Source organism: Bradyrhizobium sp. 1200_D9_N1_1 (assembly GCF_052075915.1).
Classification (GTDB): Bacteria; Pseudomonadota; Alphaproteobacteria; order Rhizobiales; family Xanthobacteraceae; genus Bradyrhizobium; species Bradyrhizobium diazoefficiens.
The window spans coordinates 5,638,640-5,654,830 of record NZ_CP197226.1; the positions used below are offsets into that span (position 1 = coordinate 5,638,640).

Consider the following 16,191-nt stretch of genomic DNA (forward strand, 5'->3'; position numbering starts at 1 on the left):
CAACAAAATGCACCGTCTCCGGAAGATGGCTGACGGCATCTTCCGGATCTACGCGGGTACTCAATTACGCCTTTGTTACAGTTTGATGATGGCGCCGCCCTACTCCGCGGCCAGCCCCGTCGCGGCCGCCGCCTCGGCTTCCCTGATATAGTCGTGCACGACGCGGCCGAACGGCAGCGTCAGATCGGCGATGTAGTGATGCGCGCCGACGACGCGACGAACCGGGAAATCGGCAACCGGCGCATTGACGTGCGGCACCAGGTGAAGACGTCCGGGCCCCATCCAGGAGCCCTTCGGCACGATATCGGTGAGGTTGATCGCGACGAGCTGGCAGACTTCGAGACGGCCGTCGACGCCCGGGATCATCTTCAGATTCACCTGCGTCTTCGACAGCGTCGCGCGGGTGAGATCGCCGTTGCCGGCCATGCTCTCATGCTTGTAGCCCATCGTGCCCATGGCGACGAGCTGGCCGGCATATTCCAGCGTGCCCGTCAGCGTGTCCTTGACGAACTCGAGCTTGGGATGGGCGTATTTCTTGGGAAAGCCCCAGATCTCGCGGCCCGCGGCGATCGGCGCGACTGGATCAAGATGCCCGAGCAAGGCATGGGGCTGGTGGTGCACGACGTGCACCGGGAGACGGAGAGCGCGTAAGGGGCACTGGAGCGGGGGCGCAAACAAAAACCGCGAAAACAACCCCATGCACAGTAGCCGAGGCACGGCGGATCAATGACTTACGCGTCCGCAAGGCGATTTGACTCGTCGGGCAAGACACCGGCATGATGTGATCATGGCGGGATACACAAGTCGCCGATGCCCTGCCCGACATTGATGCAGGAAGCCTTGCTCTCAAAGCGTCGCGACGCGCGGGTTGACGACCGTATACCCCCGCAAGGAACGCGCGTGCATTCTTGTTGCGTGTCCGCCCGAGTTGGCGTCATACGCCATCCAGAGGTCTCCCCCGAGGTGCTGCTCCAGGACGAACACGTGGCCGCGTCGTGCCGCCACCATTCCCGGCGCTGGCGATGTGCGCGGAAAACGTAGCCAGTTAGCCGCGAGATTCAATTCCGGCACCATACGACCAAACACGCGCAGGGCCGCGCCGCAACCGCAGAAGGACGACGGGCAACCGGCCGGTCGACCGCCGACGACCCGATCGCCAGGGGCATTCACCGCCGGAACGGCATTGCCAGCGGCGACCATTGTGAGTTGTCTTGAATGGGGCGTCTGTGACGAGTAACTGGAAACGCGCTCGCGGCGCGTTTGCGAAGACGAGAAGTCGCAGGGCATGATGACATTGCACTCGGGCGCGTGATCAATGCGGTAGGGTCGTGCTTCCGAAGCAATAGAGCTGACGGCAACAAAGAGACACGCAGAAAGAACCGGCTTGAACATCGCAGGACTCCAAATTGAAAGGTCCTGCCCCGGTCGACGAGCAACTGATAACAGTTTGGCTGAAATGGGCCTAAAGAGCGGCCGAAAATGGCTGCATTTGCGGGCGGCCCTCTTCAATCCCCATAAGCCACACGTTGCGACCGATATGATTAACCCGCAGAGTACGAACTCTTGCCTTGCCAGCACCAAGCGGTGGCCTCGCGCCAGATGCCACGTGCACCTATCGGACCGTTTGACACGTCGGACAGCGGCATCACGCCAGCATTGCCCGCCTGCATCCCGGTTAACCGGCGCCGCGTCGCGACGCTAGCAGGTCTTCTGCTGCAGATGCTGGACGCATGTGCACGTCGTCGTCGCCGGATACTTCACGTCGTAGTATGGGAAGCTCGAGTTGGCCGGGCTGTTGGTCGAGCAGCGCGGGAACAGGTAATAGCTGTCGGTCAGCTGCACGGTGCCGGCGATCGTATAGCCGAGGTTGGGCGTGTAGTCATAGGACACCTCGCTCAGGATGAGCGAGATGTTGGCGTTGTTGGGATTCTTCGGATCGGTGGCGGTGAACTGGGACAAGGTCATCTGCTGACCCACGGTTCGCGCTGCCCCCGATTTGGTCGACGTGCTCCATTGCACCGTCGCATTGCCCTTGCTGTCGGTCGAGACTCCGGAGACCGTGATCGTCATCAGGGAGGTACTGCCGCTCTTGACGGCATAAGGCGCCATGATGGCGGTCGAAGCGGCAAGGATGCCGGTCATCTGGGACGCTGTGACCTGGGTGTTCTGCGAAACCATGTCCGCGACACTGTGCGCGGTCGCGGAGACCTTGACGTTCATGGCCAACCCGTTCCCGAGCTCGACGCCGCCGATATAGAGCAGCAGCATGAACGGACTCACGATGGCGAACTCCGTCGCCGCAACGCCGCGAGCGTCGGTCCACAGGTCCCGTGCGCGAAACGACAGGCCGGCGATCATCAGTCAGCTCCCTGGCTCATTCTGGAACGCGGCGGACGCCATGATCAGCCGGTTGCCGTTGGAAAGATTCGACAGATTGAAACCGAGTGGCCCGAGCATGACAGGCCAGACATACATCACCCGGAGGACGACGATATCGCCGGAGTCGCCGGGATTGAACTGCCAGGTGTTGGTGACCGCACCCGTAGCGTCGAAGGTCAGGGAGGGCATGGCCGTGTTCGCGGAAGTCCACGACGTGGCGACCTGCATGTCCACCATGATGCCGCTGCAGTTGAACAAGATCACGATCTGGTCGCAGACCTTCTGCTTGAATGCGGACTGCGTCATCTGCGCGGACTGAACCTGTCCCGTCATGACCAGGCGCGCCGATTGACGCACCACGGATTCGAGCAATTCCTGCGCAAAGAAAACGATGAACGTCTGAATGAGCGCAATGATGAGGGCGAGGAACGGCGCGGCGACGAGCGCGAATTCGACGGCCGTGGCACCCCTGCTGTCCCGGGCGAAAGCTGCGCAGCGACCGCCGCGCCTCGTTCTCGTTGTAGCCTTTGGACCAGTCATGGCGCTTGCTCTACTGCACGAGGCTGGCAGTGCTTGACGCCACCTTGATGAAGAGGTTCGTCAGCGCGTCGGAAATGTCGCCACCGGTTTGGACGGAGGCATAGAAGCCAGGCGAGGCGCATGATTGCAGTTTTTGCGCGATGGTCCCGGTCAAGGAAGTAGGCTCGTTGTACGGGTCCACCCAGCTCATGTACCAGCTGTTCGTGACCGGGATATTGGGGGTCTTAAGTTGCAAGTATTCCGTGTAGAGGACAGCGATCTTAATGCCCCGGTTCTTGATGGTCGTGCAGATCGTCGTGTCGAGCGGCTGCTGGCATCGATTGTTGGAGGCGAGGCTCGCGTTGGGGCAAGTCGAAGCGCCCGAGACGATCTTGTCCTCCACGCCGTCGGTGACAAGGAACACCACTTCCTGCGGCGTATCTCCCGACGCGTTGCTCCCAAGCCCGGGAGTGGGCATGACGTCGTTGAGGCTTTTAAGCGCGCCGGCGATATCTGTGCCATTGTCGGTCTTGCAGTTGGTCGTCACAACGACGCAGTTCTGGTAGGCGACCGGCATCAGCGCGATGTTGGAAACCTGGGTTCCGGCGCTGGTCGGGGTGGTCAGTGTGGCCAGTGCGTTCAAACCCAAATCGAACGTATAGAGCGCCGCTTTGTAGGTGGTGTTGTTCAACGCCGACATGCACTGCATGACGCCGCCCGAAACGCCCGACTGCGGGCAGTTCGACCAGCTATTCAGCAACTGGTTGACGGCACTCGTCACGAGATCGATCCGCAAGGTGATATTTCTTTGTCGCGCGATCGCGAGGTTATCCTTGGTCCCGCCGTCGTGAGCGATATTGGTTTCATGACAGGCGAAGCCGCAGTTCTGCGAGCCCCCTGCCGACTGGTACGCGGGGGCGGTGTATTTGATGAGATTGCTGATGTCGGTCGTGGTCGCGCCGATCCCCATGGACGGCGAGTCATCCATCAGCAGATAGAAATTCATGTTGGGCGCGCTCGACGCCCTCGCCGTCGCGGAACCGGCGACCTGCCAGGTCTGCTTGCCGAGAACGCCGGGGAAATTGTTCGTGGACTGCGCGGTGTAGGACACCGTGATGGTTCGCGCGAGACCGGAATCGACGATAGTGACCGTCGGTGTCGGAACCGCGGACAGTCCGGGAAGATTCGCCTTCGCTGCGAAGACGGCTTCCGCGGTCGCCTTGACGACGGTGGTGTCGCTCTGCGTCAGCATCGCCGGCCTCACGGCCGCGATCGCGGCCGCGTCGGCAGCTGCGTTCAATTGCTCCCGCTTGCGCAGGGCCAGCGTATAGTCGAGCGCCATGCCCAGTAGAAAGATCGTGGGGACCATCATCAGCGCGAAGATGATGGCGACGTTGGCCTTCCTGTCTCTCGCGAAACGAAGCATTGCGCTGCGGAGCATGAGTTTCATCCTGGCTGCCGTCGCTACGGCAGCGGCCCTTCCCCTGAAATCGACGGAAAAGACTGCCGGGTTTCGATCCCGGCGCTCGCCGTCATGGGCGGAATATGCGGAGGGCTCCCTTAATCAAGACTTACGAGCAATCCACAACATGGGCTGCAACAGGTTGGATGTATCATATTGAGAAGGCATCATTAACGTCGGTTAAACGCGATCGCAGACACCCGCGGGTAAGCGGTAACAGGTGCCCCCTACGCCCGTTGCGGCCTCACGACCGGCGCTATCAGGCACGGCCGCGCGCCGTCTCCAGGCAGATCGCAAGCGGCGGAAAACCCGTCCCGCTCTTGGCAAGGGGGGGCCTGTCGGTCCGATTCGGGACTTTCGCGCCTCTGTGACGCGCCGGGCCGCCTACGGCCTGATCGTCATGTTCTCCGGCGGTCCGGCTTTTCGCAGCGGCTCGGCCAGCCTTGCGAACTCGCAGAGCAACGATCTCGTCTTCCTGGGATCGATGATCTCCTCGACCCAGAACTTCTCGGCCGAGCGGAACGGCGAGCGCAGCTTGTTCAGCCGCTCCTCGATCTCCCTCAGCTTCGCCGCCTTGTCCTCGGCCGCATCGATGTCGGCGCGGTAGGCCGCTTCAATGCCGCCTTCGAGCGGAAGCGAGCCCCAATAGGCCGACGGCCAGGCGTAGCGGATCGAGAAGCGGTCGGCCGGCTGATGCACCACGCCGGCGACGCCGAACGCGTTACGCAGGATCACGGTGCACCAGGGCACGGTGGTCTGGTTGACCGCGGCCATGACGCGGACGCCGTGGCGGATGGTCGCCGCCTTCTCGGCATCGAGCCCGATCATGAAGCCGGGGCAGTCCATGAGATAGACGATCGGCAGATGGAAGGTTTCGGCGAAATCGACCCAGCGCACCACCTTCTGGCACGCATCCGCCGTCCAGGAGCCGCCATAGTGAAAACTGTCGCTGGCAAGCAGCAGCACCGCCCTGCCCTCGAGCCGCGCGAGGCCGACGATGATTGGTTTGCCGAAATTCTTCGCGACCTCGAAGAACGAGCCCTTGTCGACAACGGACTCGATGATCGGCCGCATCTTGTAGACCTGCTTGCGGTTGCGCGGCACCGCGTTCATCAGCGCTTCCTCGGTACGCTCGGGATTGTCGGTGCAGGGCAAGGTCGGCGGCAGCTCGTAGACCGACGACGGCAGATAGGACAGGAAGCGCCGCGCGCAGGCGAACGCCTCTTCCTCGGTGCCGACGGCATGGTCAATCGCGCCGGCGCGGGTCTGGATGTCGGCGCCGCCGAGTTCCTCCTTCGAGAGGTCCTGTCCCAGCGCCTTCACCACAGGCGGCCCCGCGACGAACATCGCGGACTTCCGGGTCATGATGGAATAGTGGCTGGCGGCGAGGCGCGCGGCACCGAGCCCTGCAACCGAACCGAGGCCGAGCGCGACCACCGGCACCCGCGACAGGTTTTCCGTCGTGAAGCGATACCAGCGCGTGCCGCCGATGCCACCCGGCAGGTTCGCCGCGCCCTTGGTCTCGATGGTCTTGACCGAGCCGCCGCCGCCGGAGCCTTCGATGATACGGACGATGGGCAGACGGAAGTCGTGCGCCATCTCCTCCGCCATCAGCGGTTTCGCGGAGATCGATGCATCCGCCGAGCCGCCGCGCACGGTGAAATCGTCGCCGACCACGACCACCGTGCGGCCGTCCACGCGCGCGCGGCCGAACACGCAGTTCGCCGGCGTCAACTTCTGTAACTCGCCGCTGGAATCGTACTCACCGATGCCGGAGACGGCACCGATCTCGTGAAAGCTGCCTTTGTCGATCAGCTTGTCGATGCGCTCCCGAACAGTCAGCCGGCCCTGGTCATGCTGTCGCTTGACCTTGTCAACGCCGCCCATCTCCCGCGCGAAGGCTTCGCGCCGGGCGAGCTCGTCGAGTTCCGGCTTCCAGGTCATTCACTCCCTCCGAATTGATCGGCTTGTTATTGTTGTGCACGGCCATTGCGACCGGTTTGCGCGGGATACGGTTGTTGAAGACGTCGCCTTCCGCACCCTCGAGCAGGCTGCCCAGCGATCGGCCCAGCGCGAGCATCAGCGGCGCGACTTCCGCATGCAGACGCTGCTCGTCGTACATCGCAGACAGAAGGCCGATCGTGATGACGACGAAGGTCTGGTACTGCGGCGACCAGATCGGCACCGCGAGGCCGTTGATGTGCGGGCTCCAGAGGCCGCAGGCCGTGACATAGCCGCGCTCGCGCAGCGATTGCCGGTTGGCTTCGATGCGAGGCTTCAGGATCTTGGCCGCCTCGGGAGCTTCGCGCTCCATGTCCGCAATGAAGGCATCGCCGACCTCGGGCGCCAGCGCCGCGGTGTAGGCTGCGCCCGCAGCGGTCGAGGCCATCGAGATGCGGCTGCCGGTGCCTTCATGCAGGCCGAGCGCAGTCGCGGATCGCGCGAACTGGAGATAGACGAGATGGAAGCGATCGGGGACCACGAAGCCGACCGTCCCCGGCAGTTGCTCAGCGACCTCTTGCAGGCGTTGCCGGATCATGCTGCGCAGCTGCGCGCCCTTCATCATCGAGGCGCTCATCGCCACCGCGCTCGGGCCGATGCGATATTTCTGGTCGCGCGGCAGATAGACGAGCTGGCCCATGCGCGTCAGCGTGTGCGTGAGCCGCGACACCGTCGAGCGCGGCAGGCCGCAGCGATTTGAAATCTCGAGATTGCCGAGCCGCGCCTCGTGGCCCTCGAAGCATCGCAACACATCGAACGCGCGCGACACCACCTGGATGACATCACCCTCACCGGCTTCGCCAGCGAGCACACCTTGCCTACTCAACCGCTCCGAACGTCGTCCCATGTTCCCTACCATCTGTTCCGCTGTGCGGAATTAAATTCCACTTGCAGACGACGCTACCTCAGGCATTTTGCGACGACAACAAAAAGGCGATGGCATGCCAGAAATTAAGATCGTCACGGAGGTCGCTGGACGCATCTGCGCAACTCCCGTGCAAGTTGGAGGAACCGTTGCGGATGGTGACGACGTTGTGGTGGTCGAGGCGATGAAGATGGAGATCCCGGTACCCTCGCCTGCGTCCGGCACGATCACATCGCTTCTCGTCAAACTCGACGACGTCGTCGCCGAGGGACAGGCCATCGCGATCGTCGCGAGCTGAAGCGCATGCGCATCGCCTGACGTGGTTGCGCAATCTTTTTGTGGCCATCCTTCGAGACGCCTGCTTTTGGCAGGCTCATCGGGATGAGGCTGGTTTTCGCAGCAAATCACACATCCTCATGGTGAGGAGCGCCGCTCACGGCGCGTCTCGAACCATGGCCGAGCGATGCGCTATCGCCGTCAGTGGCCCGCGACAATCTGTCAGACCTCCGCTTCACCTCCGCGGTACGACGTTGCCATCGCCTGATACGGATGACATGATCTTTTCAAGCAAGAAGGTCTTCGCGAACCAAGCGAGGATGTTGGGAGGAAAACATGCTTCGTGGGCTGCTCGTGCTCGCGCCTGCCTTGGTTGCGGGCATTTCTTTTGCGTCTACACGCTATGCGTCGGCCGAAGACATCAAGCTGCCGCCGACATTGACGTTCACCGCCTATGACACCGGCACTGCCGGCTTCAACATCGCGGTCGGCGTCGGCAAGATGATGAAGGACAAGTACAGCACCGACGTGCGCGTGCTCCCCGCAGGCAACGACGTCGCGCGGCTGGCGCCGCTGCGCGCCAAGCGTGCCGCGGCGGCGGCGATGGGATCGGGCACCTATTTCGCGCAAGAAGGCGTGTTCGAGTTCGGTAGCAAAGAATGGGGGCCGCAGCCGCTTCAGATCCTGCTCTCGAGCGTCGATTGCAATTGCGGTTCGCTTGGCGTCGCAGCCGATACCGGCGTGAAAGATCTGAAAGACCTGAAAGGCAAGCGCGTCGGATTCGTCGTGGGCTCGCCCGCGCTGAACCAGAACTCGCTCGCGGTGCTCGCCTTCGCCGGGTTGACGCAGAAGGACGTCAAGGTCGTCGAGTTCGCAAGCTACGGCGCGATGTGGAAGGGCCTGATCAACAACGACACTGACGCGGCCTTCGGCACCACCATCACCGGCCCCGCCAAGGAAGCCGAGACCTCGCCGCGCGGCCTGATCTGGCCGCCGCTGCCGGCCAAGGACAAGGAGGGCTGGGCGCGGATGCAGAAGGTCGGCTCGTTCTTCTTCCCGCAAGTCGCGACCTGCGGCGCCGGCATCTCGCCGGACAAGCCGATCGAGCTCGGCAACTATCCCTACCCGATCTTCGTGACCTACGCCTCGCAAGCACCCGACCAGGTCTACGCGATCACCAAGGCGATGATCGTGAACTACGACGCTTACAAGGACTCCGCGCCCGGCGCCGGCGGTCTCGCCGCCGACCGCCAGACCAAGAACTGGGTGGTGCCGGTGCATCCTGGCGCGGTGAAGGCACTGAAGGAAGCCGGGCAATGGAGCGATGCGCAGGACGCGCACAACAACAAGCTGATCAAGCGGCAAGAGGTGCTCGCAGCCGCCTGGGCGGATTACGGCAAGTCCAGTCCGCCGTCCGACGACAAGGCGTTCCTCGACGGCTGGATGAAGGCGCGCGCCACAGCACTTGCGAAAGCCGACATGCCGAACGGGTTCGAGGACTAATCCACAGCGGTTAACTGCCTACGATCGGGGTCGATCATGTCGTCTGCTTCAGTTTCCACGGCCCCCAAGGACGAGGCCAAGCGGGTCGTGTTCGACGATCCGCACGGCGCCGCCGGCAACATGCAGGAAGCCGAGGTGACGCGCGTGCGCACGTTGCGCGGCGCCTGGCGCTGGACGCTCGTGGCTGCGACCGCGGCGACCATCCTGCTCTGCATCAACCAGCAGTTCTCGCTGCGCTTCTTCATCGGCTACACCCAGCTCAACACGGAGTATTTCTATCTCCTGATCGCCTTGATGCTGCCCTTCACCTTCCTGATCTTCCCGGGAACCGAGCGCGCGCCGCTCGACCGCATTCCCTGGTACGACCTCGTCTTCTTCGTCGTGACCTTCGCGGCCGCGCTGCTGTTGATGTCGAACGTGCGCAAGGCGGCGGAGGCCGGGTGGGAATTCGGCGGCGCGCCGAACAGCGTGATCGCCGCAGGCCTCGTGATGTGGGTGATGCTGATGGAGGCGCTGCGCCGCACCGGCGGCTGGAGCCTGCTGCTCAGCGTGTTTCCCTTCACCGTCTATCCGCTGTTCGCCGAATCCGGCTGGTTAGGTCCGTTCCGCGGCACGCAATCGACGCTGGAGCAGGCCACCGCCTATCACGTGCTGTCGGGCGAGAGCCTGCTCGGCATTCCCATCCAGGCCTTTGCCGACACCGTGATCGGCTTCCTCGTGTTCGGCACCGCGCTGATGATGACGGGGGCCGGCAAATTCTTCATCAACCTCGCCTTCGCGCTGTGCGGCACGTTCCGCGGCGGCGCGGCGAAGGTCTGCATCTTTGCCAGCGGCCTGCTCGGCATGATGTCGGGCTCGATCATCTCCAACGTGCTCACCGCCGGCACCATGACCATCCCCGTGATGAAGAAGAGCGGCTTTCGCGCCTCCTATGCCGGCGCGATCGAGGCCTGCGCCTCCACGGGCGCGGTGCTGGCGCCGCCGGTGATGGGCGCGACCGCCTTCGTGATCGCGCAGTTCCTCAATGTCAGCTACGCCGACGTCGCGGTCGCCGCGATCATTCCGGCGGCGCTCTATTATGTCGGCCTGTTCATGCAGGTCGACGCCTACGCGGCGCGCCACGGGCTGAAGGGCATTCCGCGCGCCGAGCTGCCGCGGATCATGGATACGATCAAGGACGGCTGGTACTACGTCTTCGTCATCGCGCTCCTGATCGTGATGCTGCTCTACTTCAAGCGCGAGAGCCACGCGCCGTTCTACGCCACCGCGCTGCTGCTCGTGCTCAACCAGCTGTTCTCCAAGGACACGCGCTGGACGCTCGCAACGATCGGCAAATTCCTCGAGGTCAACGGCCGTACCTTCGTCGAGCTGGTCGGCATCCTCGCCGGCTGCGGCCTCCTGATCGGCGCATTCTCGATGACCGGCGTGGTGTCGAGCCTCGCCAACGACCTGCTGCATATTGCCGGCGACAATCCCTTCCTGCTGCTCGGCATGTGCGCCCTCACCAGCCTCATTCTCGGCCTCGGGCTGACGACGACGGCTTGCTACATCTTCCTCGCCATCCTGGTCGCGCCAGCGCTGGAGAAGCTCGGGCTGAACAGGATGGCGGTGCACATGTTCATCTTCTACTGGGGCATGCTGTCGTCGATCACGCCGCCGGTTGCGATCGCCTCTTTCGCCGCCGCGGGCATCGCCGGCTCGCCCGCGATGAAGACGGGCTGGGAATCGATGTGGGTCGGCAGCATCATCTACTTCATCCCGTTCTTCTTCGTGCTCAATCCGGCGCTGGTGCTGCAGGGGTCGAGCCCCTATCTCGCCGGCCTCGGCCTGATGGCACTGGCCGCGTTCGGCACGCTGTTCATCTGCGGCGGCATCCAGGGCTACCAACCCTTCGTCGGCGACCTCCGCGGCGCAGGCGCGCTGGAATGGCCGATCCGCGTGCTGCTGGTGATCGGCGGATTCGTGGTGGCGACCCCCGGCGGCGGAATCATGCCGCTGTCGCAGATGCAGGTCACCATGCTGGGCCTTGCGATCCTCGCGCCAACGATTTTGATCGCCCTGCTGTTGATCCGACGGCAAGGGCCGATACCGGACGGGTTGCGCGTGCCCTGATTGCGTTGCACAAGGAGGCGATGACACCGCCGCCCGCCTCCGCCTGGACCCGCTCGAAGCCGCCCTTGCTGCGGTTTCTCGACACCTGCCTCAACGAATTCTCCGCCGAAACCTCCGGCGCGGTGGCCGATTACATTCCGGAGCTGGGCAACGCCGACCCTGCCTATTTTGGCATCAGCCTCGCCACGCTGGACGGCCATGTCTACGAGGTCGGCGACTCCAGGGTGCCCTTCACCATCCAGTCGATGTCAAAGCCGTTCGTGTTCGCGCTGGCGCTGGATCTTTTGGGCGCCGGCCGCGTCGAGAGCGCGATCGGCGTCGAGCCGTCGGGCGATCCCTTCAACTCGATCCGGCTCAATTCCGACAACCACCCGTTCAACCCGATGGTCAATGCCGGCGCGATCGCGTGCACCGGACTGATCTACGACAGCAAGGGCGCGGAGGCCTTCGAGCAGATCCGCCTTGCGCTCAGCCGCTTCGCCGGGCGCGATCTCGCCGTGGACGAGGCCGTCTACAGCTCGGAGAGCCAGACCGGCGACCGCAACCGCGCCATCGGCTATCTCCTGAAGACCAATGCGGTGATCTCGGACAACGTCGCCGCCGTGCTCGACGTCTATTTCCGGCAATGCGCGGTGCTGGTCACGGCGCGCGACATCGCGGTGATGGCGGCAACGCTCGCCAATCGCGGCATCAATCCGGTGACCGGCGAGCAGGTGATGAGCGCTTACGCGATCTCGCGCACGCTGTCGGTGATGACGTCTTCCGGCATGTACGACTATGCCGGCGAATGGATCTACCGCATCGGCATTCCCGCCAAGAGCGGCGTCGGCGGCGGCATTCTGGCGGCGCTCCCTGCCCGGCTCGGGCTCGGCAGCTATTCGCCAAAGCTCGACAAGCACGGCAACAGCGTACGCGGCATCAAGGTCTGCGAGGCGCTGTCCTCGCATTACGACCTGCACATGCTCAACCGCAGCGACGACGCGCGCAACGCCGTCATCGCCGACTACGACATCGGCAAGAGCCCGTCGCGGCGCGTGCGACGCGCGCAGGAGCGCGAGATCCTGGCCGCGCACGAGCAGGAGGTGCGGATCATCGAGCTGGTCGGCACGCTGTCGCTGTCGGCGGTCGACTACGTGTCGCGGCGGCTCGCGGGCCGGCCACGGCCGCAATTCGTGATCTTCGACCTCCACCGCGTCACCTCCACCACCCGCGCCGGCGCGCGGCTCGTGGCCGAAGCTTTCGAGGAGCTCGCCGCGCTGAACGTCACGGTGGTGCTATCGGGCGTCAGGCGCGCCTCGAAGGAGTGGAATACCCTGCGGGAGTGGACCGCGGAGCTGAAGAACGTCCGCGACTTCTACCTGCTCGACACCGCGATCGAATGGGCCGAAGACCAGATCGTCTACCGCTACGGCGGCTCGATCGATTTCCACGAGACCACCGAGCTTGCCGAGCAGCCGCTGCTGGAAGGTCTCAGCGCGGACGAGCTGGCGGAGCTCGGCGCGATCTGCACCATCAGGACCTATCAGTCCGGCGCAAAGATCCTCACGACAGGCGATCCCGCCGATGCCCTGTTCTTCCTGCGCAGCGGCGCGGTGCATGTCACGCTGCCCGACGGCGTGCGGCTCGCAACCCTGACCGCCGGCATGGCGTTCGGCGAGATGGCGCTGCTCGAGCAAACCCGCTCGGCCGACGTGTTCGCCGACATGGCGGCGACGGCCTTCGAAGCCCCGCTGAAGGACTTTGAGCGCTTCCGCGAGCAGCATCCGCGGGCCTCCGAGCGCATCATGCGCAACCTCGCGCAGCTGCTCGCCGACCGCCTGATTGTCGCCAACGCCAAGGTGGATATTTTGACGTCGACCTGAGCGACGCCGGTATGTCTTATCGGCTTGCCGCCTCGCTGATCCGCCGCCTGATCTTGGCGGCGCTGGCCTTGAGCAATTCGGATGGCTGCTGGCCGGTCGCGGCGCACAGGCAGGCCCAGTAATAGATGACATCGCCGAGCTCTTCGACGAGACCCGCCTTGTCGAGCCAGTCATCGCGCAGCAGCTTCTTGATGTGGTCGGCGACCTCACCCGATTCACCGGCGAGGCCGAGCCCGAGATAGGACAGCCGCTCGTTCGACGGATGCTCATCGACTTTCGCAACGCTTGCGGCCCAGGCCGCATATTCATCGATCGTCATCGGCATCCCTCGCCCCGGCTTTCGGATCAGCCCACCACTTCCGTGACCGGCTGAAGATCGATCTCGAACGTCTCCAGGAATTTCGACGTCATGATGTAGAAGCCGACCGAGAGCTGCAGCTCGACCAGCGCGGCCGGCGTCAGCTTCGATGCGATCGCCTTGAAGGTCGCGTCCGTCGGCTTGTTCAGCTTGACGATCTCGTCGGTGAAGGCGAGCGCGGCGCGTTGCACCTCATTGAAGCAGCTCGCGGCCTGCCAGTTCTCCAGCGCCTCGTTCTGCTCGTCGGTCACGCCGACATTCTTGCCGATGCGCTTGTGGGCGACGATCTCGTACGGCGCCTCGCACAGGATGCCGGTGCGCGTGATGGCGAGCTCGCGCACGACCGGATCGAGCTCGCCCTTGTGGCGGATGGCCCCGCCGAGCCGGCAATACTGCTCAAAATAGCTCGGCGAATGCGACATCATCCGGAAGATGTTGGCGTGGCGGTTCTTGTCGAGGATTTCGCGGGTGCGATCGGACGCCTTGGACGGGTCGCTGTAGTTGATACGGGCCATCAGTCACCTTGGGTCTTGGTCTTGTTGTCGTTTTTTCAGAGTTCCCAAGACTAATCTTGCGCTGACGCAAGCGCAACATCATCGCGCATCGCGTCATTGCTACGCAGTCGACGCTTTCGGCGCCTGGAACGGCGTGGAATCGGCAAAGCGGCGGACGATATTGGTCACCAGCAGGGCCGCCACGTTGTTGTAGCCGTCCACCGGCAACGCGCCGATGAAATTCATCGAGCCGACGGAAAAGACCGCGCCGCCATTCGGCGTCTCGAAGAAGGTCAGGTCGGAACGGATGATCTCCTCGCGCGGCGCCGGCCAGGTGTGGTCGTAGCGCTCTTCATTGACCGGCTGATAGGTCGGATCGGTAAGCACGGCCCGGCCGATGATGATCGCATGATGCGGCGTGCCGAGGCGCGTGTCGGCGCGGTCGAGCTCGTGGCCTGCGGCGCCACCGCCCATGAAGCCGCGCTCGCCGAGCTTGGCGCCCGGCCTTGCCAGATCCTCGATGCCCTCGCGCATGAATGCGACGCGGGGATCGAGAATGCCGTCGAGGAAGGTGTAGGGGAAGCCCATGTACTCCCCTTGCGTACTGAAGCCGACGCCGACCAGCGCCTGCGGCGGGCGGCCGAGCCGTCGCCAGAGGCCGCCATAGGACCCGTCGAAAGCATGATAGCTCTCGCCGGGGAGCGTTTCCCAGAGCCGGATGCCGCCCTCGGCGCGTCGCAATTCGAAAGCCCATGTGCCCGTCGCGTGCGGCACCACTTTCCAGTAGAAGCCGTTGCCGCCGAGATACATGAAGCGGCCGCCATTGCCGATATAGGCACCGAGCGCATCGAGCGTCTCGTGCGTGTGGTACTCCGGATGCTGGCCGGTCAGAACCACGGAATATTTCGACAGCAGATCGACGCCTTCGGCATGGACGTCGTGATCGGTGATGACCTCGAAATCGATGCCCTTGCGGGTCAGAAGATCGGTGATGGCGCTGTCGGCGGAGATCCAGTACAGGCCGGAACCGTAGTCGCTGGGATCGACGAGGTGGATCTGGTTCACGCGCTTGTCGATCAGCGGCCGGCGCATGGTCGACATCACCACGCCGCTGCCGTCCGAATGGAAGTTGTAGGGCGACACGCCGTATTCGGGATGGCCGTCCGGCGCCTGCGCCAGCGCGCCCCAGGCGAGCGACCGCTCCGTGATCAGGGCCTGCCTGCCCTTCTTCTGATACTGGCTATAGACCGTGTAACTGAAGGTCGGGGCGAGGAATGCCACCTTGGCCTGCGATCCCGGTATGCGGGCGCGGACATAGAAGACGATGTTGTCGCGCGCGCCGTCCTTTTCCAGGTGCAGCGCATAGACGCCGCTCTTCCAGTCTTCCGGCACGGTGAAGGTCAACGACGGCTGCCAGCCGGAATCGCCGATATCGTCGTCGTGGAAATGGATCGCGCCCCAGAGCTTCGGCTGTTCCGTCCAGCGATGCGTCACGCCGCCTGTCCAGCGCGATCCCGTCATCGCGCGCGTCGGCAAATTGATGCAAACGCCGTGCGCCCTGGACGGACCGATATCGGTCGCAATGTCGGTCGGAATGCCGATGGAAAAATCCCATTCGGCGATGGCCTGGGCCGCGGCTCCAGAGCCTTGCGCGGCGATGACATCATCAAGGCCGTTGCTGCCATCGGTGATGCGCGGCCGTTCGATCTTGCCGTTGAAATGGTGGACTGCGCCTTGCCCTGCGCGCTCCGCCGCAATCGCGACGGCCCACATGCCGGCCAACGCGGTGCGCGGCGCACCCAGCGTTTTCGTCGCACGCTCGTCGCGGTCGAGCCTGATCTTGCGGGGGACCTGTGCGATCGCCAGCGATCCGGTCACCGGGTCGAACAGACACGCGATATCGTGCCACGCCCGCTCGGTGAGCGCGATGCCGGTCTCGACCTCGAATGTTGTCTCGCCAACGACAAGCCGCGCAAAAGCGCCCGCCTTGCCGACGCCAAGCGTCAGCGCGCCGCTGGCGCCCGCCCAGTTCAGCACGGCCTGCCTGCCCGCGGCGAGCAGGGTCGGCCAGACGGTCGCGGCAAAGGCGATCGGGCCTGCCGGCAGCGCCAGTGCTGATACATCGACCCATGAGCCCTTTGCGATGGACTGCTCGATGCCATCGTGCTGGCCTTCGAGATCCCACTTGACCGGAATCTCGCGATAACCGGGCCCTTTCGGGTTCGGGTCCCCACAGATGACGCGGGCGATCCGCGCCGAGTAGCGGCCGCCGGCCTTGACCGCGATCATGAAGTTGATGGCGTCGCCGGAGCGCACGCTCCAGCGGTCCGCATAGCCGGTGATCGGAAGCATCGATAATC

General features: G+C 64.0%; 13 protein-coding genes and 1 pseudogene. 4 read left to right on the forward strand and 10 right to left on the reverse strand.

Annotated features, from left to right (window positions below; translation table 11 throughout):
• Positions 1-99: 99 nt before the first annotated feature.
• From AB5K84_RS27410 to AB5K84_RS27440, 7 genes and pseudogenes are all read right to left on the reverse strand, one after another.
• Positions 100-591 (reverse strand): annotated as a pseudogene (locus tag AB5K84_RS27410) (acetoacetate decarboxylase); the annotation flags it as partial.
• Between the two features lie 255 nt (positions 592-846).
• Positions 847-1,392, reverse strand: a complete 546-nt coding sequence (locus AB5K84_RS27415; RefSeq protein WP_038966885.1) for a hypothetical protein — start codon at positions 1,390-1,392, stop codon at positions 847-849.
• 306 nt (positions 1,393-1,698) lie between these two features.
• Positions 1,699-2,358: a TadE/TadG family type IV pilus assembly protein gene (locus AB5K84_RS27420; RefSeq protein ID WP_011086720.1), complete on the reverse strand. Its 660-nt coding sequence runs from the start codon at positions 2,356-2,358 to the stop codon at positions 1,699-1,701.
• 3 nt (positions 2,359-2,361) lie between these two features.
• Complete coding sequence (locus tag AB5K84_RS27425) at positions 2,362-2,919, reverse strand: TadE/TadG family type IV pilus assembly protein (RefSeq protein WP_011086719.1); 558 nt, start codon at positions 2,917-2,919, stop codon at positions 2,362-2,364.
• Positions 2,920-2,929: 10 nt separating this feature from the next.
• Positions 2,930-4,339: a TadE/TadG family type IV pilus assembly protein gene (locus AB5K84_RS27430; RefSeq protein ID WP_028170976.1), complete on the reverse strand. Its 1,410-nt coding sequence runs from the start codon at positions 4,337-4,339 to the stop codon at positions 2,930-2,932.
• Positions 4,340-4,744: 405 nt separating this feature from the next.
• Positions 4,745-6,304 (reverse strand): propionyl-CoA carboxylase subunit beta, encoded by a 1,560-nt coding sequence (locus tag AB5K84_RS27435; protein ID WP_011086717.1) that lies wholly within the window; start codon positions 6,302-6,304, stop codon positions 4,745-4,747.
• Entirely contained in the window at positions 6,234-7,208 is a 975-nt protein-coding gene (locus AB5K84_RS27440; RefSeq protein ID WP_038966884.1) for an IclR family transcriptional regulator, read from the reverse strand. The genes AB5K84_RS27435 and AB5K84_RS27440 overlap by 71 nt, the downstream gene beginning before the upstream one ends.
• 94 nt (positions 7,209-7,302) lie before the next feature.
• On the opposite strand from AB5K84_RS27440, the gene AB5K84_RS27445 reads away from it, so the two are divergent.
• The 4 genes from AB5K84_RS27445 (at position 7,303) to glsA (ending at position 12,979) form a co-directional block, all read left to right on the forward strand.
• Complete coding sequence (locus AB5K84_RS27445; RefSeq protein WP_011086715.1) at positions 7,303-7,524, forward strand: biotin/lipoyl-containing protein; 222 nt, start codon at positions 7,303-7,305, stop codon at positions 7,522-7,524.
• A gap of 314 nt (positions 7,525-7,838) precedes the next feature.
• Complete coding sequence (locus tag AB5K84_RS27450; RefSeq protein ID WP_011086714.1) at positions 7,839-9,005, forward strand: TAXI family TRAP transporter solute-binding subunit; 1,167 nt, start codon at positions 7,839-7,841, stop codon at positions 9,003-9,005.
• A gap of 36 nt (positions 9,006-9,041) precedes the next feature.
• Entirely contained in the window at positions 9,042-11,117 is a 2,076-nt protein-coding gene (locus AB5K84_RS27455) for a TRAP transporter permease (protein WP_011086713.1), read from the forward strand.
• A gap of 20 nt (positions 11,118-11,137) precedes the next feature.
• On the forward strand, positions 11,138-12,979 hold the full coding sequence (glsA, locus tag AB5K84_RS27460) for a glutaminase A (RefSeq protein WP_011086712.1): 1,842 nt from the start codon (positions 11,138-11,140) through the stop codon (positions 12,977-12,979).
• A 16-nt stretch (positions 12,980-12,995) separates the two neighbouring features.
• On the opposite strand, the gene AB5K84_RS27465 is transcribed toward glsA, so the two are convergent.
• The 3 genes from AB5K84_RS27465 to AB5K84_RS27475 form a co-directional block, all read right to left on the reverse strand.
• The gene (locus AB5K84_RS27465) at positions 12,996-13,298 is read right to left on the reverse strand and encodes a nucleoside triphosphate pyrophosphohydrolase family protein (RefSeq protein ID WP_027543134.1); all 303 of its coding nucleotides are present in this window, start codon (positions 13,296-13,298) and stop codon (positions 12,996-12,998) included.
• 26 nt (positions 13,299-13,324) lie between these two features.
• On the reverse strand, positions 13,325-13,852 hold the full coding sequence (locus AB5K84_RS27470) for a carboxymuconolactone decarboxylase family protein (RefSeq protein ID WP_011086710.1): 528 nt from the start codon (positions 13,850-13,852) through the stop codon (positions 13,325-13,327).
• Between the two features lie 99 nt (positions 13,853-13,951).
• Positions 13,952-16,183: a N,N-dimethylformamidase beta subunit family domain-containing protein gene (locus tag AB5K84_RS27475; protein WP_011086709.1), complete on the reverse strand. Its 2,232-nt coding sequence runs from the start codon at positions 16,181-16,183 to the stop codon at positions 13,952-13,954.
• Positions 16,184-16,191 lie beyond the last annotated feature (8 nt).

What these genes read in the sequence shown, in the direction of transcription:
- glsA (WP_011086712.1), top strand. Translation starts at nt 11,138, where the DNA reads ATGACACCGCCGCCCGCCTCCGCCTGGACCCGCTCGAAGCCGCCCTTG.
- AB5K84_RS27455 (WP_011086713.1), top strand. Translation starts at nt 9,042, where the DNA reads ATGTCGTCTGCTTCAGTTTCCACGGCCCCCAAGGACGAGGCCAAGCGG.
- AB5K84_RS27440 (WP_038966884.1), bottom strand. Translation starts at nt 7,208, where the DNA reads ATGGGACGACGTTCGGAGCGGTTGAGTAGGCAAGGTGTGCTCGCTGGC.
- AB5K84_RS27435 (WP_011086717.1), bottom strand. Translation starts at nt 6,304, where the DNA reads ATGACCTGGAAGCCGGAACTCGACGAGCTCGCCCGGCGCGAAGCCTTC.
- AB5K84_RS27475 (WP_011086709.1), bottom strand. Translation starts at nt 16,183, where the DNA reads ATGCTTCCGATCACCGGCTATGCGGACCGCTGGAGCGTGCGCTCCGGC.
- AB5K84_RS27420 (WP_011086720.1), bottom strand. Translation starts at nt 2,358, where the DNA reads ATGATCGCCGGCCTGTCGTTTCGCGCACGGGACCTGTGGACCGACGCT.
- AB5K84_RS27465 (WP_027543134.1), bottom strand. Translation starts at nt 13,298, where the DNA reads ATGACGATCGATGAATATGCGGCCTGGGCCGCAAGCGTTGCGAAAGTC.
- AB5K84_RS27470 (WP_011086710.1), bottom strand. Translation starts at nt 13,852, where the DNA reads ATGGCCCGTATCAACTACAGCGACCCGTCCAAGGCGTCCGATCGCACC.
- AB5K84_RS27425 (WP_011086719.1), bottom strand. Translation starts at nt 2,919, where the DNA reads ATGACTGGTCCAAAGGCTACAACGAGAACGAGGCGCGGCGGTCGCTGC.
- AB5K84_RS27450 (WP_011086714.1), top strand. Translation starts at nt 7,839, where the DNA reads ATGCTTCGTGGGCTGCTCGTGCTCGCGCCTGCCTTGGTTGCGGGCATT.
- AB5K84_RS27445 (WP_011086715.1), top strand. Translation starts at nt 7,303, where the DNA reads ATGCCAGAAATTAAGATCGTCACGGAGGTCGCTGGACGCATCTGCGCA.
- AB5K84_RS27415 (WP_038966885.1), bottom strand. Translation starts at nt 1,392, where the DNA reads ATGTTCAAGCCGGTTCTTTCTGCGTGTCTCTTTGTTGCCGTCAGCTCT.
- AB5K84_RS27430 (WP_028170976.1), bottom strand. Translation starts at nt 4,339, where the DNA reads ATGCTCCGCAGCGCAATGCTTCGTTTCGCGAGAGACAGGAAGGCCAAC.